Origin of the sequence: Nevskia ramosa DSM 11499, from assembly GCF_000420645.1 — a bacterium.
Lineage (GTDB): Bacteria > Pseudomonadota > Gammaproteobacteria > Nevskiales > Nevskiaceae > Nevskia > Nevskia ramosa.
Window position 1 is genome coordinate 232,243 of the sequence record NZ_ATVI01000010.1, and the last position, 19,521, is coordinate 251,763.

At 65.5% G+C, this 19,521-nt stretch carries 18 protein-coding genes and 1 other RNA gene; 7 read left to right on the forward strand and 12 right to left on the reverse strand.

Annotation, left to right across the window (positions count from 1 at the left end):
* Positions 1-10: 10 nt before the first annotated feature.
* The 5 genes from G513_RS23875 to G513_RS0117620 all read left to right on the forward strand — a co-directional run bounded on the left by G513_RS23875 (position 11) and on the right by G513_RS0117620 (position 6,753).
* Positions 11-511: a tellurite resistance TerB family protein gene (locus G513_RS23875; RefSeq protein ID WP_022978180.1), complete on the forward strand. Its 501-nt coding sequence runs from the start codon at positions 11-13 to the stop codon at positions 509-511.
* Positions 504-4,169, forward strand: a complete 3,666-nt coding sequence (locus G513_RS0117605) for a response regulator (RefSeq protein WP_022978181.1) — start codon at positions 504-506, stop codon at positions 4,167-4,169. Before G513_RS23875 ends, G513_RS0117605 begins: the two co-directional genes overlap by 8 nt.
* A 120-nt stretch (positions 4,170-4,289) precedes the next feature.
* Positions 4,290-5,126, forward strand: a complete 837-nt coding sequence (locus G513_RS0117610) for a CheR family methyltransferase (RefSeq protein WP_022978182.1) — start codon at positions 4,290-4,292, stop codon at positions 5,124-5,126.
* A complete protein-coding gene (locus G513_RS0117615; protein WP_022978183.1) occupies positions 5,123-5,707 on the forward strand; it encodes a chemotaxis protein CheB in 585 nt (194 codons plus the stop codon). The genes G513_RS0117610 and G513_RS0117615 overlap by 4 nt, the downstream gene beginning before the upstream one ends.
* Positions 5,704-6,753 (forward strand): diguanylate cyclase domain-containing protein, encoded by a 1,050-nt coding sequence (locus G513_RS0117620; RefSeq protein WP_051144492.1) that lies wholly within the window; start codon positions 5,704-5,706, stop codon positions 6,751-6,753. The genes G513_RS0117615 and G513_RS0117620 overlap by 4 nt, the downstream gene beginning before the upstream one ends.
* Before the next feature lie 42 nt (positions 6,754-6,795).
* On the opposite strand, the gene metW is transcribed toward G513_RS0117620, so the two are convergent.
* From metW to proC, 4 genes are read right to left on the reverse strand one after another with little or no spacing between them, the layout of a single operon-like run.
* Positions 6,796-7,389 (reverse strand): methionine biosynthesis protein MetW, encoded by a 594-nt coding sequence (metW, locus tag G513_RS0117625; RefSeq protein WP_211219703.1) that lies wholly within the window; start codon positions 7,387-7,389, stop codon positions 6,796-6,798.
* Between the two features lie 8 nt (positions 7,390-7,397).
* Positions 7,398-8,570: a homoserine O-succinyltransferase MetX gene (metX, locus tag G513_RS0117630; RefSeq protein WP_022978186.1), complete on the reverse strand. Its 1,173-nt coding sequence runs from the start codon at positions 8,568-8,570 to the stop codon at positions 7,398-7,400.
* Between the two features lies 1 nt (position 8,571).
* Positions 8,572-9,141 carry a YggT family protein gene (locus G513_RS0117635; RefSeq protein ID WP_033418043.1) on the reverse strand — a complete coding sequence of 190 codons (570 nt, stop codon included), beginning with the start codon at positions 9,139-9,141 and terminating at the stop codon, positions 8,572-8,574.
* On the reverse strand, positions 9,138-9,995 hold the full coding sequence (gene proC, locus G513_RS0117640; RefSeq protein WP_022978188.1) for a pyrroline-5-carboxylate reductase: 858 nt from the start codon (positions 9,993-9,995) through the stop codon (positions 9,138-9,140). Before proC ends, G513_RS0117635 begins: the two co-directional genes overlap by 4 nt.
* Positions 9,996-10,153: 158 nt before the next feature.
* On the opposite strand from proC, the gene ilvA reads away from it, so the two are divergent.
* The gene (gene ilvA, locus G513_RS0117645) at positions 10,154-11,674 is read left to right on the forward strand and encodes a threonine ammonia-lyase, biosynthetic (RefSeq protein ID WP_028475710.1); all 1,521 of its coding nucleotides are present in this window, start codon (positions 10,154-10,156) and stop codon (positions 11,672-11,674) included.
* Between the two features lie 13 nt (positions 11,675-11,687).
* On the opposite strand, the gene G513_RS0117650 is transcribed toward ilvA, so the two are convergent.
* The 7 genes from G513_RS0117650 to sohB all read right to left on the reverse strand — a co-directional run bounded on the left by G513_RS0117650 (position 11,688) and on the right by sohB (position 16,361).
* Positions 11,688-12,149, reverse strand: coding sequence for an EVE domain-containing protein (locus tag G513_RS0117650; protein WP_022978190.1), 462 nt, complete (start codon positions 12,147-12,149; stop codon positions 11,688-11,690).
* A gap of 2 nt (positions 12,150-12,151) precedes the next feature.
* Positions 12,152-12,760: a 5-formyltetrahydrofolate cyclo-ligase gene (locus G513_RS0117655; RefSeq protein ID WP_084711605.1), complete on the reverse strand. Its 609-nt coding sequence runs from the start codon at positions 12,758-12,760 to the stop codon at positions 12,152-12,154.
* Positions 12,750-12,931: non-coding RNA, 6S RNA (ssrS, locus tag G513_RS25550), on the reverse strand. Before ssrS ends, G513_RS0117655 begins: the two co-directional genes overlap by 11 nt.
* An 86-nt stretch (positions 12,932-13,017) precedes the next feature.
* A complete protein-coding gene (locus tag G513_RS0117660; protein WP_022978192.1) occupies positions 13,018-13,356 on the reverse strand; it encodes a cell division protein ZapA in 339 nt (112 codons plus the stop codon).
* The gene (locus G513_RS0117665; protein ID WP_022978193.1) at positions 13,353-13,553 is read right to left on the reverse strand and encodes a hypothetical protein; all 201 of its coding nucleotides are present in this window, start codon (positions 13,551-13,553) and stop codon (positions 13,353-13,355) included. Before G513_RS0117665 ends, G513_RS0117660 begins: the two co-directional genes overlap by 4 nt.
* A 99-nt stretch (positions 13,554-13,652) precedes the next feature.
* On the reverse strand, positions 13,653-15,140 hold the full coding sequence (locus G513_RS0117670) for a DegQ family serine endoprotease (protein WP_022978194.1): 1,488 nt from the start codon (positions 15,138-15,140) through the stop codon (positions 13,653-13,655).
* 132 nt (positions 15,141-15,272) lie between these two features.
* Entirely contained in the window at positions 15,273-16,361 is a 1,089-nt protein-coding gene (gene sohB / locus G513_RS23880) for a protease SohB (RefSeq protein ID WP_022978195.1), read from the reverse strand.
* A 295-nt stretch (positions 16,362-16,656) separates the two neighbouring features.
* Between sohB and G513_RS25155 the strand changes: the two genes are divergently transcribed.
* Positions 16,657-18,339 (forward strand): thrombospondin type 3 repeat-containing protein, encoded by a 1,683-nt coding sequence (locus tag G513_RS25155; RefSeq protein WP_022978196.1) that lies wholly within the window; start codon positions 16,657-16,659, stop codon positions 18,337-18,339.
* Positions 18,340-18,408: 69 nt separating this feature from the next.
* Here the strand turns inward: G513_RS25155 and hemH are convergent, their stop codons facing one another.
* Positions 18,409-19,512 (reverse strand): ferrochelatase, encoded by a 1,104-nt coding sequence (gene hemH / locus G513_RS23890; protein ID WP_022978197.1) that lies wholly within the window; start codon positions 19,510-19,512, stop codon positions 18,409-18,411.
* Positions 19,513-19,521: the final 9 nt, after the last annotated feature.

Here is a 19,521-nt window from a genome sequence, read left to right on the forward strand (position 1 = left end):
CGCCGTCCTGATGATTGCCCATCGCAACCCGGAGAAGCCCGTGGTCCTGAGCCGTCTGCGTGATCTGATTGCCCCGAAGTCCGCCGCTACGAAAGCACCTTCCGAAGCCTTGTCGACAGCGCTGCTGTTGCTCGAACTGGCCGCCGCCGATTTCGAATCCGACGATGTCGAGCTGGAGCGGGTCGGCAGCCTGCTCTGCGAACGCTATGGCCTGGACAGCGCCGCGCTCGATCAACTGCTGAGCGAAGCGCGCCTGCGTGCCCGGCAGTCGGTATCGCTGCACGAATACGTGCAGAGGTTGAACAACGCCCTGGATGCCGACGGCAAGCGCCGGCTGATCAGCATGCTCTGGCAGGTGGCGCTGGCCGACGGCCGCATCGACAAGTACGAAGAGCACCTGCTGCGCCGGCTCGTCGATCTGCTGTTCATCCCGATGGCCGACTACATCCAGGCGCGCGAAGCCGCGGTCGCCCAGGCAGGTGCCAATTCAGGCGCCAATGCTCATGGCTGAAAGCGGCGTCATAGCCGGCAGTCAGACGGCGCCGCGCAAGCGGCTGCTGGTATTTGCGGACTGGCCGATCGCGACCAAGCTTGGCGTCGGCTTTGGCCTCATCACACTGTTGCTGGTCGTCAACGCGGCAGCCTTCTTCGTGATCCAGCAGCGCGAGGAGAAACAGCGCGAATGGACCCAGCACACCTATGAAGTGATCGCGGCGCTGCGCGATCTGGAAGTACAGACGCTGAATCAGCAGGCCGGCATCCGGGGGTTTCAGCTGACCCATGATCCGGCCTACCTGGTGCCGTACAACGACGGCGCCGAGGCTTATCGGCATGTGCTGGCGACCTTGCGCGGTCTGGTCGTCGACAACCCGGCGCAGCAGGCGCAGCTCGATCGCATCGACGAGGTGATGGGCAGCTGGCGCAGTGAAATCTCCGAGCCCACCCGCGTGCTGATCGAAGGCGGCGGCAGCACCGAGGCGTCGGTCGCGCTGACGGTCAAGGGCAAGGGTTATCGCGATACGCTGCGCGCCCTCATCGCCGAGACCCAGGCCACCGAACGCCTGCTGCTCGGCCAGCGCAGCGCCACCTTGCATGAAAGTGTCGAGATGGCGCGTCGGCTGACCGTGCTGCTGCTGAGTCTGGCGGTGCTGATCTCCGGTTACGCCATCCGCAGCGTGCGGCGGATGATCGCCGCGCCGATCACCGCATTGACCGTGCTGATGACGCGCCTGGCCGGTCATGATCACAGCATCGTCGTGCCGTTCCAGCGTCGTGCCGACGAGGTTGGCGACATCGCCCGCGCGCTCGACGTGTTCAAGGCCATGTCGATCGCCACCCATAGCCAGAACTGGGTCAAGACCTCGCTCGGCGAGATCTCCGCCGGATTGCAGGAAGCGCGCGATACCGGCGCCTTTGCCCATGCGCTGACCGATGCTCTGCGGCCGAAGGTCGGCGCTGCCGCGCTGGCGTTCTACGGTTTCGACGATCGCCGCCAGCGTCTGCAATGCCTCGGCGGCTACGGCCTGCCGGAGGAGACCACCCGGCGCCAGGCAATCCGGCTCGACGATGGCCTGGTCGGCCAGTGCGCGCGCAGCCGCGAACCGGTGCTGCTGCGCGACCTGCCAGGCGATTACCTGAGCATCCGTTCGGGACTTGGTCAGACGACGCCGCGCTGCCTGCTGCTGCTGCCGCTGGTGCTGCAGGATCAGTTGGTGGCAGTGCTCGAGATTGCCGCCTTCGATGATTTCAGCGTTGACCAGAGACATCTGCTCGACGAGTTGCTGCCGATTGCCACGCTTTCGTTCGACAACCTGCGCCGCGCGCTGCGCACTCAGGAACTGCTGGCCGAAACGCAGGCGCAATCGGAGGAACTGCAGGCTTCCGAGGAATCGCTGCGCGTGCAGCAGGAAGAGCTGCGCGCCACCAACGAAGCGCTCGGGGCCAAGACCCGTCTGCTCGAAGAGCAATCGCAGAAACTGCGCGCGTCCGAGGAAGAGCTGAAGCTGCAGGCCGAGGAGCTCAAGGTCACCAATGAATCGCTGGTCAGCCGCGGCGCCACCTTGCAGGAGCAGCAGCTGATCCTGCAGGAGCTGCAGCGCGAGACCCAGGAAAAGGCCGACGCGCTGGCCCGCGCCAGCCAGTACAAGAGCGAATTCCTGGCCAACATGTCGCACGAGTTGCGCACGCCGCTGAACAGTCTCCTGATCCTGTCGAAGAGCCTGGCCGACAACGACGAAGGCCATCTGGCATCGGATGAAGTGGAGTCGGCCAAGGTCATCTTCGAAAGCGGTTCGAAGCTGCTGCAGCTGATCAACGACATTCTCGATCTGTCCAAGGTCGAAGCCGGCAAGCTCGAAGTGATGGTCGACCATCTGAGTCTGGCCAGCTTCACCCAGGGCCTGAACCGCAGCTTCCGGCACGTGGCCCGCGAGCGGCAGCTGGACTTCGAGATTCACGTCGACGACGGCCTGCCTGCCTCGATCCGCACCGATGCCGCGCGCCTGGAACAGATCGTCAACAACCTGCTCGGCAATGCCTTCAAGTTCACCCGCGCCGGCAAGGTCGAGCTGCGCATCAGCCGCCCTGAACTCGGCCAGCGTCTGCCGTCGGGGCTCAGGCGCGAGCAGTGCCTGGCGATCGCGGTCAGCGATACCGGCATAGGCATTCCGGAAGACAAGTTCCACAAGATGTTCCAGACCTTCCAGCAGGTCGATGCCGGCACCAGCCGGCAGTTCGGCGGCACCGGGCTGGGCCTGTCGATCGCCCGCGGCATGGCGCGCCGGCTCGGCGGCGACATCGCCATGCAGAGCCGCTTCGGCAGCGGCAGTACCTTCACCGTGCTGCTGCCCGAGGAGCCGCCGGCGTTCGAAGCCGAGCCGCTGCCGATCGAAAGCGAAGCGCCGCCGTTGGCGCCTGCGCCAGTAGCGGCAGCACCGAAGCCCAGCGCGGCGCCGGTGCAGAGCCTGCCGCCCGCGCCGACGATCGCCGACGATCGCGAGCTGATCCGCGACGACGACACGGTGATCCTGATCGTCGAGGACGATCCGGCCTTCGCCCGCATCCTCGCCGAGCTGATCCGCCGCCGCGGCTATCGCGTGCTGGCGGCTGGCGATGGCGAATCGGGCCTGAAGCTGGTCCGCGAATTCCGTCCGGCCGGCGTCCTGCTCGACGTGATGCTGCCGGGCATGGACGGCTGGGCGGTGATCGACCGGATGAAGGCGGACGTGTCACTGAAGGACATTCCGGTGCACTTCATCTCGGCCACCGACGATGCCGCGCGTGGCCTGGAAGCGGGCGCGATCGGCTTCCTGACCAAGCCGGTGTCAAAGGCCGCGCTGTTGTCCGCCTTCGATCGCCTGCTTCATCCGGGCGGTCAGGAAGCCGTGCGCCGAGTGCTGCTGATCGATGACGACGCCGCTTCGCGCCGGGCGATGCGCAGCCTGCTCAACGATGCCGGCGTCGAACTGGTCGATGCCGCCAGCGGCGAGGAAGGCTTGGAACAGTTGGCCAAGGCCCGCTTCGACTGCATCGTGCTCGATCTCAATCTGCCCGGCATGTCCGGCCAAGAGTTCCTCGAAGTCGCTTCGCGATCCGGCCCGCTGCCGCCGGTGGTGATTCATTCCGGGCGCGAGCTGTCGCGCGAGGAAAGTCTGCAGCTGCGGCAGTACACCGATTCGATCGTGATCAAGGGCCTGCGCTCGCCGGAGCGGCTGCTCGACGAGGTCAGCCTGTTCCTGCACTCGCTGAAGCCAGCCGCGCCGCCGCCGGTGCGCGAGGCCGATCCGCGCCTCGCCGGCAAGACCGTGCTGGTGGTCGACGACGACATGCGCAACATCTTCGCGCTGTCGAAAGCGCTGCGGGCGCGAGGCCTGAAAGTGCTGATGGCGCAGGACGGTCACAAGGCGCTGAAGCAGCTCGACGACAACGCCGAGATCAGCCTGGTGCTGATGGACATCATGATGCCGGGCATGGACGGCTACGAAACGATGCGCGAGATCCGCACGCAGCCGAAATTCAACAAACTGCCGATGATCGCGCTGACCGCCAAAGCCATGCGCGGCGATCGCGAGAAGTGCCTGGAAGCGGGCGCCAGCGATTACCTGTCGAAACCGATCGACGTCGACAAGCTGCTGTCGATGATGCGGGTCTGGATGAGCCCCCGTGCTTAGCGAGCATGCCTCGCCGCGGGGGCGAATGCCCGGCCATGGATGGCCGGGCCGGGCGTTCGGAATCAGGCTGAAGTCGCGCCAGGGATGGCGTTGCCCAGCGTGTAAACAGAGTCCGCACGTTTGAATCGCCCGGATCCCGAGGACGTCGAGCTCGAACTGTTCGTGCGCGCGCTGCAGCTGCGCCACGGTTATGACTTCAGCGGTTACGCACGCGCTTCGCTGAAACGCCGGGTGCAGAATCTGGCGATGAGCCTGAGCTGCAGGACCATCAGCGAGCTGACCGCGAAGCTGCTGCGCGAGGATGGCTGTCTGCCGCTGGTGATCGCCGGCTTGTCAGTGCCGGTGTCGGAAATGTTCCGCAATCCGACCGTGTTCCGGGCGCTGGTCAGCGAAGTGTTTCCGGTGCTGGCTTCGTACCCGCACATCAACATCTGGCAGGCCGGTTGCGCGCGCGGCGAAGAGGTTTATTCGCTGGCGATCCTGCTCGAAGAAGCCGGCCTCTACGAACGCACGCAGATCTACGCCACCGATTTCAACGATGTGGCGCTGGGCGCCGCGCAGGAAGGCATCTTCCCGGTCAGCGAGGCGCGCGCCTACGCCGAGAACTATCTCGCAGCCGGCGGCCAGCACACGCTGAATCACTACTGCATCGCCAAGTACGATCACATCAAGCTCGACGAAAGCCTCAAGCGCAACATCACCTTCGCGAACCACAACCTGGTCGCCGACGGCGTGTTCTGCGAGGCGCATCTGATCCTCTGCCGCAACGTGCTGATCTACTTCACCAACCCGCTGCAGGATCATGTGCTCGGCCTGTTTCGCGACAGCCTGGTGCGCGGCGGCTACCTCGTGCTGGGCAACAAGGAAAGCATCAGCTTTGCACCCAATGCCCGCGAGTTCGAAGCGATCGATGGCCGCGCCCGCATCTACCAGCTCGGTGCTGGCAGTTCGGCATGAACACGGTGGCGCAGCGCGCTGCCGTGGTGATCGGTTGTTCGACCGGTGGCCTGCAGGCACTGAGCATCGTGCTGTCCGGCCTGCGTGCCGATCTGCCGGTGCCGGTGATCGTGCTCTGCCATCGCGGCCAGGACGATGACGGCGGCTTGCTCGTCGAGCTGCTCGCAAGGCAGTCGCCGTTGCCGGTGCACGAAGCCGAAGAGCGCCAGCCGGTGACGCCGGGCATCGTCCATCTCGCGCCTTCGGGCTATCACCTGCTGATCGAATCCGACCGTCATTTCATGCTGTCGGCGGATATCCGGGTCCGTTTCGTGCGCCCGTCAGTGGACGTGCTGTTCGCTTCGGCCGCCAATGTCTATCGCAAGGCGCTGCTCGCGGTCGTGCTGACTGGCGCCAACGACGATGGTGCCGATGGTCTCGTCGAGGTGCGCCGGCATGGCGGTTATGCGCTGGTGCAAGACCTGCATGAGGCAGAAGCACCGCAGATGCCGCTGGCCGCCCTCCAGCATGCCGGTGCCGATGAAGTACTGACGCTGTCCGCCATTGCCCGCAGGATCAACGAATGCTGTTGCCCGCCATGACCGAAGCCCCACCGAGTTTGCTCCCCGTCGTACTGACCGGGTTGCCCACGCCCAAGATCCTGATCGTCGACGATCACGCCCCGAATCGCTTGGCGCTGCGCCGCCTGCTGGCGAAGGCCGGTGCCGAACTGGTCGAAGCCGATTCCGGCAACGCCGCACTGGCCGCCTGTCTGGACCAGCACTTCGCGCTGATCCTGCTCGACGTCAACATGCCGGAAATGGATGGCTTCGAAGTCGCCCAGCTGCTGAGTGAAGACGACACCTCGAGCCGCACGCCGATCATCTTCATCAGCGCCGCCTACGACGATCTGCACCGTCTGAAAGGCTATGGCTCCGGCGCCGTCGACTACATCGCCAAGCCAGTCAACGAAGTGATCCTGCGCTCCAAGGTCGGCGTGTTCCTGGAACTGTATCGCCGCAAGGCAGAACTGCAGGCAGCGCTGGACCAGTTGTATCTGCACTCGCAATCGCTGGAACACGAGATCGAACTGCGCCGCGCCAGCGAGCAGGAAGTCTGGCATCGCGCCTCGCACGACGCGCTGACCGATCTGCCGAATCGCATGCTGTTCATGGATCGCCTCGACAACGCCATCGAGCGCGCCCGCCGTCACGATCGTCCGTTTGCGCTGGCCTACATCGACATCGACGGCTTCAAGCCAGTCAACGACACCTACGGCCATCAGGTCGGCGACGAACTCCTGAAAGCGATCGCCGGCCGCCTGCGCAGTTCCGTGCGTCACGAGGACACCGTGTCGCGCCTCGGTGGCGACGAATTCGCGGTGATCCTCGAAGGCGTGATCGACACCGCGAGCGCCGCCATGCGCCTGTGTGAAAGCATCGGCCGCGAGCTGCGCCGCCCTTATCCCCTACAGACGCCGGATGGCCCGGGCATCATCGAGATCGGCGCCAGCATCGGCGTGGCGATCTTCCCCGACCACGCCGATGACTGCGATCCGCTGATTCTGGCAGCTGATCAGGCGATGTATCGGGCGAAACGGGCAGGGAAGAATCGGTGTGAGATGGCGGTGGGATCGATATCCCAGTAGGCCGGACCACGCCCGATGTACGGGTTGCCGCCTGGGGCAGGCTCAGCCCGGCCGCTGCAGCTTGTAAAGCGCAATCTCGCAAAACAGGTTCGGCGCTGTCCGAATACTGAAGCCCGCCCGATGCTGCCGATCCAGCAAGGCCCGCTCCAGCACCTGCCAATTCGCACTCGCACACAAGGCCTCGAAATCGGCCAGCGTGCAGAGATGGATGTTCTCGGTGTCGTACCACTCGGCCGGCAAGGCCGGCGTATGCGGCATGTGACCGCCGAGTAGCGCCAGGCGCACGCGCCAGTGGCCGAAGTTCGGGAAGGTGACGATCACTTCGCGGCCGACTCGGAGCATTTCGGCGAGCACCAGATCCGGCCGCACCAGCGCCTGCAGCGCCTGCGTCATCACCACGTAGTCGAAGGAGCCGTCGGCGAATTCGGCGAGGCCGTCGTCCACGTCCGCCTGGATCACGTTGATGCCGGCGGCGACGCAACTGGCGACGTTGTCGTCATCGATTTCCAGACCGTAGCCGCGTACTTGGCGCGTGCTCGCCAAGTGGGCGAGCAGGGCGCCATCGCCGCAGCCGAGATCGAGAATTCTCGAGCCGGGCGCGATCCAGTCCGAGATCAGCGCAAGGTCGGGACGCAAGGCAGCACTCACAAACTCACCTCCAGCGCCACGCGATCCAGGTAGTTGCGCAGCACCGCGTGGTACTGCGGGATCGGCATCAGGAAGTCGTCGTGGCCGAGCTGGGAATCGATGCGCGCGTAGCTGACATCGCGGCCGGCGGCGATCAGGGCGTTGACGATTTCCCGCGAGCGGGCTGGTGAGAAGCGCCAGTCGACCGAGAAGCTGACCACCAGGAATTTCGCCTGCGCCTGGCGGAAGGCGGCAGCCAGATCGTCGCCGTATTCGCGGGCCGGATCGAAGTAGTCCAGCGCCTTGGTCATCAGCAGGTAGGTGTTGCCGTCGAAGCGGTCGACGAAGCTGTTGCCCTGATGACGCAGATAACTTTCGACTTCGAATTCGACGTCGTAGTTGAAGTTGTACTGGCCATCGCCATCGCGAAGGATGCGGCCGAAGCGGGCGCGCATCGCGGTGTCGGACAGATAGGTGATGTGGCCGAGCATCCGCGCCAGCTTCAGGCCGCGCTCGGGCTTGGCACCAGCTTCGATGTAGCGGCCGCCGTGGAATTCGGGATCGGACAGGATCGCCTGGCGGGCGATCTCGTTGAAGGCGATGTTCTGCGCCGAGATGCGCGGTGCGGCAGCGATCACCAGCGCGTGGCGGATGCGGGTCGGGCAGTCAATCGTCCACTGCATCACCTGCATGCCACCGAGGCTGCCGCCGATCACGGCGGCCCAGGCGTCGATGCCGAGTTGGTCGGCGAGCAGGGCTTGCGAGGCGACCCAGTCGCGCACGGTGACGATCGGGAAATCCGGGCCCCAGAGCGCGCCGGTTTCCGGATTGATCGTCGTCGGGCCGGTGGAGCCACGGCAGCCGCCGAGGTTGTTTAGGCAGACGACGAAGAACTTGTTGGTGTCGATCGGCTTGCCGGGGCCGATCGCCGAATCCCACCAGCCGGGCTTGCGGTCATCGGTGGAATGAAAACCCGCAGCGTGATGGTCGCCGGACAAGGCGTGGCAGATCAGCACCGCGTTGCTGCGCGCTGCGTTGAGCGTGCCGTAGGTTTCGATCACCAGCTCGAAGCGCGGCAGGCTGCGACCGCAGGCGAGCAGCAGCGGCGTGTCGATGACGATGGTCTGCGGCGTGACGATGCCGACCGATCCGCCAGCCTCGGCGGGCTGGCTCAGTACTTCGGGCACCATCTCAGTGGAACAGGCCGAGCAGCGCGCGCAGCCAGCTGTCCAGCGCCTGGAACACGATCATCACGGGGATTGCCGACAGGTCCAGCCCGGCAACCAGCGGAATCACCCGGCGCACCGGCTTCAGCACCGGCTCGGTCAGGCTCCACAGCACGTTCGCCGCCGGGTTCGAAACGCCGGGGCCGACCCAGGACAGGATCGTCACCACCAGCAGGCATAGCGTGAACACGCGCAGGCCGAGGCTGATCACTTTCAGCAGCGCCAGCCAGAACATCTGGCCGGTGCCGACGCTTTGTCCGTACAGGCTGCCGACGATGGCGATATCGAGCACCGCGATCACCACCAGCACCAGCACCGCCGGCGTGTCGATGTTGCGGATGCGCGGGATGAAGCGGACCAGCGGCTGGGTCACCGGCTGGGTCAGCTTCCAGATCAACTGAGAGATCGGGTTATAGAAATTCGCCCGCACCAGCTGCAGCATGACTCTCAGCAGGAACACGCAGAGCAGCAGATCGAGCAGCGTCGTGAACAGGCTGTAGATGACGTTGATGATGGTCCGGCCCTCGGTCGTCAGATGGTGGCGGCGAGTTCATCGCCAAGCTGGGCGCCGCGACTGTCCGCGGCCTTCAGCGCCGTATTCAGCATGAGGCGGAATCCGGCGGCTTCAAGGCTCTCCAGCGCCGCCTGCGTGGTGCCGCCCTTCGAGGTGACGTTGGCGCGCAAGGTAGCGACATCAGTGCCTTCGCCAGCCGCCATCTTTGCGGCGCCGATGAAGGTTTGCAGCGCCAGCTTCTTGGCATCTTCCGGCGACAGGCCAAGCGCCACGCCTGCTTCGGCCATCGCTTCGGTCAGCAGGAAGAAGTAGGCCGGGCCGCTGCCCGATACCGCGGTGACCGCGTCCATTAGCGCTTCGCGTTCGACCCAGACCACCTGGCCAGCAGCGGCAAGCACGGTTTCCGCCTGCATCCGCGCGCGCGGCGTGGCGTTGTCGCTGGCATGCAGGCCGGTGATGCCGGCGCCGACCAAGGCTGGCGTATTCGGCATCGCCCGGACGATCGCCCCGGCCCAATCGCTACCGCCCAGCAGTTCGCGCAGGCTGGCGATGCGGACACCGGCACAGATGGAGATCAGCGTGGTGTCGACGGAAAGCGCGAGGCCGCGCACGGCGCTGGCCACCTGCTGCGGCTTGGTGGCGAGCACGACGATATCGGCACCGGTGACGGCGGCGACGTTGTCCTTCGCCAGCTTCAGGCCGAAACGTTCCTGCAGCGCGGCAGCCCGATCGGCGTCCGGCTCTGAGACGCGGATCAACTCGGCCGGATGACCGGCCGCGATCAGCCCGCCGATCAGGCTCGCAGCCATGTTGCCGCCGCCGATGAAGGCGATGCGGTCAGCGGAATTCTGAGCGGTGGCGTTGCTGTCGGTCACGTCAGTCGGGGAGGGAGATTCGGGGCGGACGGTATGATACGCGACCCTCGTATCCGCACTGGCGCCCTTCTCCGGCGCCGAAAACCAGAGCGTTCAACGCCGTGACCGAATCTTCTTCCAAGCCGCTGCCCAAAACTGCCAAGGGCGACCGCGACCGTCTGCTCGCCGACTACAAGACGCGCATCGAACGCGCTCGGGTCTATGACGTGGCGATCGTCTCGGCGCTGGAGCCGGCGCCGAAGCTGTCGGCCCGCCTGAACAACAAGGTGCTGCTGAAACGCGAGGACACCCAGAGCGTCCGCTCGTTCAAGCTGCGCGGCGCGTACAACCGCATCGTCAACCTGCCGGAAGCGTCGCGCACACGCGGCGTGATCTGCGCTTCGGCCGGCAACCACGCCCAGGGTGTTGCGCTGTCGGCCAAACGCCTCGGCATCCCGGCCTGGATCGTCATGCCGCGGACGACGCCGTCGGTGAAGGTCGATGCGGTGCGCGCGCTCGGCGGCAAGATCGTGCTGTTCGGCGACGCCTTCGATGACGCCGCGGCGCATGCCGTCGAACTGGCTGAAGCCAAGAGCCTGACCATGATCCCGCCCTACGACGATGCCGAAGTGATCGCCGGCCAGGGCACGGTGGCCAAGGAAATCCTCGAACAGATCGGCGCTGATGGTCCGTGTGATGCGATCTTCGTCTGCACCGGCGGCGGTGGCCTGCTGGCCGGCATCGCGGCCTGGGTCAAGGCCGTGCGGCCCGGCGTCAAAGTGATCAGCGTCGAGCCTGACGATTCCGACTGCATGGCCCAGGCGCTGGAAGCCGGGCGCAGGATCAAGCTGCCGCAGGTCGGTTTGTTCGCCGATGGCGTTGCCGTGCGCCAGGCCGGTGCCGAGCCGTTCAAGATCTGCCGTGAAACCGTCGACGCCTGCCTGCGGGTATCGGCCGATGAAATCTGCGCGGCGATCCGCGACGTCTTTGCCGAAAATCGCTCGCTGCCGGAGCCGGCCGGCGCGCTGGCCGTTGCCGGCATCAAGAAGTGGGTCGCGCAGACCGGCGACACCGGCAAGACCTATGTCGCAACGATCAGCGGTGCCAATCTGAATTTCGACCGCCTGCGCCACATCGCCGAGCGCGCCGAACTCGGCGATGGCCGCGAGACGCTGCTGGCAGTGACGATCCCCGAAAAGCCCGGTTCGTTCCGCAAGTTCCTCAAGCTGCTCGGCCGTCGCCCGATCACCGAGTTCAACTACCGCTATGCCACGCCGGTCGAAGCGCACGTGTTCACCGGGGTTCACTTCGATGATCGCGTCGTCCGCGACGCAACCATTACCGCCCTGCGTGAGGAAGGACTGACGGTCACCGATCTGACCGACGACGAGATGGCCAAGGTCCACATCCGGTACATGGTCGGCGGCCGCGCCCCAGGCATCGCCGACGAGCGCCTGTTCCGCTTCGAATTCCCGGAGCGCCCCGGCGCGCTGGCCGATTTCCTTAACGCCGTCGGCGGCCGCTGGAACATCTCGCTGTTCCACTACCGCAACCACGGCGCCGCTTACGGTCGCGTGCTGTGCGGCTTGCAGGTCCCGAAGAAGGAACGCGCCGACTGCCATCGCGCGCTCGACGCGCTCGGCTACGAGTACCACGACGAAAGCGAGAATCCGGCCTACCGGCTGTTCATCGCCGGCTGACAGGGCTGAGGCGCTACTCGAGCGCCAGCACGTAGTTCCAGTGCTCGGCGCGTACTGGAATGATCGACAGCCGATTGCCCTTCATCAGCAGCTGGAAGCCGGGCATGTCGGCCTCCTTAGCTTTCAGCTCGGCGAGCGAGATGGTCCGCTTCAGCTTGCGCTGGTACTTGACGTCGACCAGCAGCCAGCGCGGTTCCTCGGGCTTGGCGGTGGGATCGTAATGCTCGTGATCCTTGATGAACTGGGTCGGGTCCGGATACGCCGTCGACGCGATCGTCGCCAGGCCGACGATGCCGGGAATTTCGCAGTTCGAGTGATAGAAGAACACGCCGTCGCCGACCTTCATGCCATCGCGCATGAAGTTGCGCGCCTGGTAGTTGCGCACGCCGTCCCAGGCCTCGGTCTTCTTCGGGCGGGATTTGAGATCGTCGATCGAGAAGCAGTCCGGTTCGGACTTCATCAGCCAGTAGTTCATCGTCAGTCGGTTTGGCGTTGAGGGAAGCGGCGCAGGCCCTTCTCGGTGACCACGGCATCGAGCCGCACGTCGAAGGCTTCGATCGGCAATTTGCCGACTTCCTGCAGGGCGTAAGCGTAGCCGATGCGCTGCGGCTTACAGCCGATGCGCGAGCCGGCGAGGGCGCGGTCGTAATAGCCGCCGCCGTTGCCGAGGCGCCCACCGTCTGCATCAAAGCCGAGCAGGGGAACCAGGATCACATCGAAGGCGCGCGCTGTTTTCAGGTGTCGCCGCGACACCGGCTCCGGCAATTGCAGCGGGCCACGCCTGCGCAGCACCGTGTTGCGATCGAGCGGGACGAAGCGCAGGCGCCAGTCGCGCATCGTCAGCGGCACGAAGACCTGGTGACCGGCGCGGGCGAGGGCAGCGCGTACTGGTGTGGTCGACAGCTCCGATCGCACCGACAGATAGATCGCGATGCGACAGCGAGGCGGCAAGCTGCGCAACAGCAGTCGCGTGGCGCGCCGTGCGGCGGTGATGCGTTGTGCTTGCGGGATTGCAGCGCGAGCCTGTCGCAGCTGCCGTCGCAGCGCGGCCTTGCGCGCTGCGGAAGAAATAAGGGTGTCTCCCACCTGTGCCGTCATCCGTCGTGACCTTGAGACGGAGGTCTCAAGTGGGGGCCGGACAATGTATTCGGGCTTCCCGCTGCGAGGCGGGCCTGCACTCCCTACGCTGTTGAGGCTCCCTTTGCATTGCAATTAGGCTCAAGGGTTCCTGACAGACATCGAACACTGCAGGAGACACGGACAAACATTAGCACGAACGCTCCGATTTCAAGGGTGATCGATGATGTTCATCGACCCCGAGAAGCTGACCGTTCAGCGGCCCGTCACCGGGCTTTGGTTTCCTCGGCCTGATCGAGCGTCTGGTCGATGTCGGACGACATCTGCTTGAGTCGGTCCAGGCTTTCCTGATCGGGTTTGAGCAGCGACGGATCGCCCTTCAGCGCGAGCAGTTCACGGGCCAGATTGAGCGCCGTCATCACCGCGATGCGCTCGGCACCGAGTGCCTTGCCACGGCGGCGAATCGCAGTCATCCGCTCGTTGAGGTAGTCGGCCGAAGCGACCAGGCCATCGTGCTCGTCCGGCGGGCAGGTCACCGCATATTCGCGGGCCATGATCCGCACGGTGACGGTCATCGGGTCGTTCTTGTCGGCAGCTTTGCTCATCTTTCCTCCGGGGAATCCGATTCGATGACGCGAATGCGCTCGACGATGCCTTCGATACGGCGTTTCAGCTCGGCGTTCAGCGCCAGCAGCCGATCCCGCTCCTGCAACGCCCGCTTCTTTTCCAGGCGTTCCTGCCGCCAGGCGGCGATCAGGCGCTGCACGCGCGCTTCCAACTGGGCGACTTCGCTGGGGAGCATGGCCGTACGCGGGGATGGATGGCAAAAAGTATAACGCGGGCGTGCCTTGCGACACGCCCGCGTTAGGGGCGACTCAAACCACTCGGTGACGCGTAGCCGTTACGGCTCGAGGATCACGAAGAACGCGGTCTGGCCTCTGAGCACCTGCATCAGCAGCTGACCATCCTTCTGCGCGGCCAGTCGCTCGAACTCGGCGACGGTGGTCACCGGGCGACGGTTGACGCCGAGGATGATGTCGTTCGGGCGCAGACCATTCTTCGCCGCGACCGAGCGCGGATCGACGGTCAGCACCTGCACGCCCTTGACGCCGGCAGTCTTGGCCGCCTCACCGGCAGCGCCGGTCAGCGCGCCGAAGGTGGCACCGGCCAGTGCCGGATGCAGCTTGTCGGACGCGGCGGTCTTGTCGTTGTCGACGTTCTTGCCGACGGTGACGGTCACGTCCTTCGGCTTGCCGTCACGCAGGATCTTCATCGCCACCTTGTCGCCAACCCGCAGCAGGCCGACCATGTAGCGCAGCTGCGCGAAATCCTTGACCGCCTTGCCGTTCGCTTCGATGACGATGTCGCCATCCTGCAGGCCGCCCTTCGAGGCCGGCGAATCCGGTGCCACCTTGCCGATCAGCGCGCCCTTGCCATCCGGCACGTTGAAGGCCTTGGCCAGTTCCGGCGTCAGTTCCTGACCGCCCTGGATGCCGATGCGGCCGCGCACCACCGAACCGTTTTCGATCAGCTGCGCCATCACGCTCTTGACCAGATTGGTCGGGATCGCGAAGCCGATGCCGATGTTGCCGCCCGAGCGCGACAGGATCTGGCTGTTGATGCCGATCAGCTCACCCTTCAGGTTGACCAGCGCACCGCCGGAGTTGCCCGGGTTGATCGACGCATCGGTCTGGATGAAGTCTTCATAGCCTTCACCGAGGCCCTGACGGCCGAGGCCGGAGACGATGCCCGAGGTCACCGTCTGGCGCAGGCCGAACGGCGAGCCGATGGCGACCACGAAATCGCCGACTTCGAGCTTGTCGCTATCGGCGATCACCAACGCTTTCAGGTTCTTCGCCTCGATCTGCAGCACGGCGAGATCGGTGTCCGGATCGGTGCCGACCAGCTTCGCCGACAGTTCGCGATCATCGGACAGGCGCACGGTGATCTTTTCGGCGTCGGCCACCACATGATTGTTGGTGATCACGTAGCCCTTGGCGGCATCGACGATCACGCCGGAGCCGATCGCCTGCGGCGCTTCACGCTCCTGCGGTGCCTGCTGACCCGGGCCCGGGCCCGGGCCTTGACCATCCGGGTTCTCGAAGAAGCGGCGGAAGAACGGATCGTTGAGCAGCGGGTTCTGCTGCTGCTCGCGCTGCTGAACCTTGGCGACCACGGAGATATTGACCACGGCCGGCAGCACCGGCTTCAGCATCGGTGCCAGTGATGGCAGCTGGCCATTCGGGCCCGGGGAGGCGAGCAGGGAAGTCGGCACATCGGCGTGCAGCGGCGCCGGTGCTGTCGTCGAAAGGCTCAGCGTCGCTGCAGTCGCCAGCAGACCGGCAGCGCCGGCCACGGCAGCCGTCTTCATGAAGGAGCGGAGATTCATCGTGGGTTGTCCTGGGAATGTCTATTTCGTTCGGTGCGAACGTGGCGGTACGACCATGGCAGCGCGCGCAAGTTTCACGACGTCAACACAATGTCGATGCTGCAGCTTGCGCGGACGATCATGGGAAGGCGATCAGGGCAGCCGGTTCAGGCGGCTGGCATCGAGTGTCGACAGGCTTTGTGCCATTCCGGCCGGCGCCCATTTGCCGGCGACGCCCAGACCGGAACGCAGGCCTGCAATGCGCGACAAGGTTCCGATCACCTGCTCCCGGAGGCCGCGTTTGACGCGATAGCGCACTTCGTAGACCTCGCGCTCCTTGACTGCATCGAGCAGCAGATCGTCGCTGGTCTGCAGGCGATCGACCAGACCGAGTTCCTGCGCCTGGGTGCCGTACCAGTGTTCGCCGGTCGCGACCTTCTCGATCGCCAGCTGCTTGCGGTTGTCCGACACGAAAGCCTTGAACAGGCTGTGGATCTCTTCCAGCTCCTGCTTGAACTTGGCGCGCGCGGCGTCGGTGTTCTCGCCAAACATGGTCAAGGTGCGCTTGTACTCGCCGGCGGTGTGCAGTTCGACATCGACCTGATGCTTGTCGAGCAGGCGATGGAAATTCGGCATCTGGGCGACGACGCCGATCGAGCCGACCACGGCGAATGGCGCGGCCACGATCTCGTCGGCGACGCAGGCCATCATGTAGCCGCCGCTGGCGGCGACCTTGTCGATCGACACGATCAGCCGGTAGCCGCGATCGCGGATGCGCTTCAGCTGGGAAGCGGCCAGGCCGTAGGAATGAACGATGCCGCCGCCGCTTTCCAGGCGAACCAGTACCGCGTCATCGGGACGGGCCACCTGCAGCAAGGCGCTGATTTCCTCGCGCAGCGCGCCGACCTGCGAGGCTTCGATGTCGCCATCGAAGTCGAGCACGAACAGGCGTGGCTTGACCGGTTCCTCGCCCAACTTCGCGGCTTTCTTCTTCGCCTTGGCGTCCGCCTTGCGCTGTTTCTCGGCCGTCTTGTGCTCCCCGTCGCTCATCAGATCGAGATTCAGCACCTCGGCCATGTCCTTCAGGCGCTCGTTGATGTGCTTCACTTCCAGCCGCTCGCCGACCTGGCCGCGGCCTTCCCGGATCAGATTGGCGATCAGCACGATCAGCGCGCCGATGGCGACCACCCAGGTCAGCGTCTTGGCGAGGTAAAGGCCGTATTGCAGCAGCAGCTCTTGCATGGAGTTTTTCCGGGCTGGCCGCGACTGGGCCAGACCAATGATGAAGGCAGCGACGGAACCGCGGTGAAATGGGCGGCTGACTTAAAGTGCCGCGTTGGCCCTGCAACTTGCCACAGGCGCCGAACACCGACGCAGGTCGAGCATGGAGGCAGTGCGCCGGGATTCAACGGTCGGCTATAGCGAATTGCAGCAAAAAGGCACCTGAACAGTGTCGGCAAACGCCTGATTCGTTTAAATTCGCAAACGCTGGAACGGCATTCCCTTTTGCTGCAGCTACTGTCGCCGGAACTCTCGCATGACCTCTGCTAACCGCTCGATCAACCTCATCCTCGCCGCGCTGCTGGCGGCTTCCGTCGCCACCGCGGCGGCGGCTCCGTCTCCCGGGGATGGCGACGGTGATGGTGTTCCGGATGAGCGAGACGAATGCCCTTACAGCGCGGCCAACGAAAAGGTCAACGCTGCCGGCTGCTCGATCTCCAACGACGCCGACAGCGATGGCGTCCCCGACGATGTCGATCTGTGCCCTTACTCGACGATTGGCATCCAGGTGGACGCTCAGGGTTGCGCGCTAGACGAAGACTTTGACGGTGTCGCCAATGGCCTGGATCAATGCCCTGGCACCGCATACGGCGAGAAAGTCGACAGCCGCGGTTGCGAGATCGTCACTCCAGGCAGTCAGAAGAGCGCCGTAGCCAAGAAGGACGAGCCGGTGCCGGCCACCAAGCTCGCGCCGCCATCGGGTCCGGCAAAGGTCATCGTCAAGACCAATCCGGATTACGTCGACGAGAACGAGCTGTTCGCAGCGCCGCCACCGCGGCCCACGGGAAGCGCGACGGCCCCGGTCGTGGTTCCGGTAGCGCCCGTTGCTCCCGCAAGACCCGCTCCGACGCCGGCAGCGCCAGTTCCGCCTGCTGTTGTCCCACCTGCGGCGCCAGCAGTTGTCACCCCGACACCTTCCGTACCGAAAGCGACCGCGCCTGTTGCTGCCGCTCCCAAGCCTGTCGAAGCGGTGATCATTCAGGTCAAACCGAGCCGCGAGGTCGAGCCTGAAACGTCCAGGACGGCAGCGGCGGAAGCGCCAGCAGTACCGACTGCGGCGGTTGCTGCCAAATCGGCAGCACCGGCGGTCGCGGTTGCGCCAGCGCCGCGCGAACCTGTCGTGGTGGAGCCGAAGGTCGTGCTGAGCCCGGAAGAGGCACGCGCAAATGCCGAGCAGCGAGCGACGATGTCGCCGGCCTCCGCGGACCGGACATCGTCGCTGCCGAAAGCGGCCGCGGTCACGTTGCCGGTGCCGTCACTGTCGGCGGACCAGTTTCCTCCGGGATACACGCCGAATCGGGCTGCACCGCCGGTGAGTGTCCCGGCTGCAGCGGTGCCGGGCCCGGCGGCCAGTTCTCCCCGCAAACTTCCGGTGACAGGCATCCCGGCGTCGCCCGGAACGGCTACGCAGACGCCGGCCGCACCGGCTGCCGTGGCACCGGCTGCGCCGCGCGCACCGGTCACGCCTGAGGCAGTGCCCGCCGTTTCGTTGCCGCGTCAGTCGGTGCCATCGGCCTCAGTGCCGGGGGCGCGCGCTGCAGTACCGGTCATCGCAGTGGCACCGGCGGGTGATTCGTCCCCACGCGCTGCCTTGCCGCCACCGCCGCCACTCGATCGGGATAGTGGTGCCGAAACGCTGGCCGAGATCAGCTTCGCGGCGGGTTCCGCACAGTTGAATCCGGCGGCGACGCAGCGGGTGCGTGAGCTGTCCGGCACGATCTCGTCGCGGCTCTCGAACAGTTTCGGACTGGTGCTGCGGCTGGCGGGCTACCGGCACGAGGGCGAATCGGCCGGGGTCGCGGCAGATCGCGGCCTGGCCTTGCGCAAGGCTTTCATCGCCGAAGGCATCGACGACGCCCGCATTCGCATCGTCGTGATCGACGGCCCCAATGCCGCTACCGGCGACTATCAGGTGGCCGTGCAGTTGCGCGCGGAATAGCAGGACGAACGATCGCGGGTCCGTCCGGAAGCCTCAAGCCGGACGGACCATCAGACTGATCGGCGCATTTCAGCGCCCGCCGCGAAACGCCGTTTCCAGTGCCGACGCCCGCGCCAGCCGCGTCTCCACATCACCCGTCTCCGGCACCGGTAGCAGCCAGCCGTGCAGCTGGGCTTCGAGCATCCCGGCGAGCATTTCGATGTGTTCGTCGTGCTCGTTCAGCGCCGGGATGTAGCGGAACCGCTCGCCACCATGGGCAACGAAATCCTCGGCGCAGCCGATCGAGATCTCTTCCAGCGTTTCCAGACAATCAGCCGCGAAGCCCGGGCACATCACGTCGAGTTTCTTGATGCCGCGTCCGGCCAGCGCCCGCACCGTTTCATCGGTGTACGGCTGCACCCACGGCGCCTTGCCGAAGCGGCTCTGGAAGGTGATCGAGTAGGCGTCCTTGCTCAGCTCCAGCGCCTCGGCGAGCAGCCGGCCGGTCTTCTGGCACTGGCAGTAATACGGATCGCCGTTGGTGACGTAGTGCTGCGGCACGCCATGGAACGACATCAGCAGATGATCGCCACGGCCGTTGGCTTCCCAGTGCCGTCGCACGCTGTTCGAGAGAGCGGCGATATGGCTGGGATGATCGTGATAGCAGCCGACGGTGCGCAGATCCGGCATCCAGCGGCGCTTCTGCACTTCGGCGAACACGGCGTCGTAGCAGGCGGCGGTGGTCGAGCCGGAATACTGCGGATACATCGGCAGCACGACGATGCGGCGCACGCCCTGCTGTTCGAGTTCGGCCACCGCGGATTCGACGCTCGGGTTGCCATAAGTCATCGCCAGCGCCACCGGCACGTCCTCGCCGTATTGCTGCGCGAGCTTCAGCTTCAGTTTCGCGGTCTGGCGCTTGGAGAAGACGACCAGCGGCGAGCCCTCGTCCATCCAGATCGAGCCGTAGGCATGCGCCAGCCGCTTCGGCCGGAACGGCACGATGAACAGGTACAGGATCGGCAGCCAGAGCAGACGCGGCAGTTCGACCACGCGCGGATCGCCGAGGAACTGGGCGAGATAGCGGCGGATCGCCGGGCCGGTCGGCGCATCGGGCGAGCCGAGATTCATCAGCAGCACGCCGGTACGGCCGGTGGCGCGATGGGCGGTGTCAGTCAGGTTGGGCGAGTTCATGCGGATCAG

Coding starts and splice junctions, on each gene's coding strand:
- G513_RS23875 (WP_022978180.1), top strand. CDS start 11: ATGATTGCCCATCGCAACCCGGAGAAGCCCGTGGTCCTGAGCCGTCTG.
- G513_RS0117605 (WP_022978181.1), top strand. CDS start 504: ATGGCTGAAAGCGGCGTCATAGCCGGCAGTCAGACGGCGCCGCGCAAG.
- G513_RS0117615 (WP_022978183.1), top strand. CDS start 5,123: ATGAACACGGTGGCGCAGCGCGCTGCCGTGGTGATCGGTTGTTCGACC.
- G513_RS0117620 (WP_051144492.1), top strand. CDS start 5,704: ATGACCGAAGCCCCACCGAGTTTGCTCCCCGTCGTACTGACCGGGTTG.
- metX (WP_022978186.1), bottom strand. CDS start 8,570: ATGGTGCCCGAAGTACTGAGCCAGCCCGCCGAGGCTGGCGGATCGGTC.
- G513_RS0117650 (WP_022978190.1), bottom strand. CDS start 12,149: ATGAACTACTGGCTGATGAAGTCCGAACCGGACTGCTTCTCGATCGAC.
- G513_RS0117660 (WP_022978192.1), bottom strand. CDS start 13,356: ATGAGCAAAGCTGCCGACAAGAACGACCCGATGACCGTCACCGTGCGG.
- G513_RS0117665 (WP_022978193.1), bottom strand. CDS start 13,553: ATGCTCCCCAGCGAAGTCGCCCAGTTGGAAGCGCGCGTGCAGCGCCTG.
- G513_RS0117670 (WP_022978194.1), bottom strand. CDS start 15,140: ATGAATCTCCGCTCCTTCATGAAGACGGCTGCCGTGGCCGGCGCTGCC.
- sohB (WP_022978195.1), bottom strand. CDS start 16,361: ATGCAAGAGCTGCTGCTGCAATACGGCCTTTACCTCGCCAAGACGCTG.
- G513_RS25155 (WP_022978196.1), top strand. CDS start 16,657: ATGACCTCTGCTAACCGCTCGATCAACCTCATCCTCGCCGCGCTGCTG.
- hemH (WP_022978197.1), bottom strand. CDS start 19,512: ATGAACTCGCCCAACCTGACTGACACCGCCCATCGCGCCACCGGCCGT.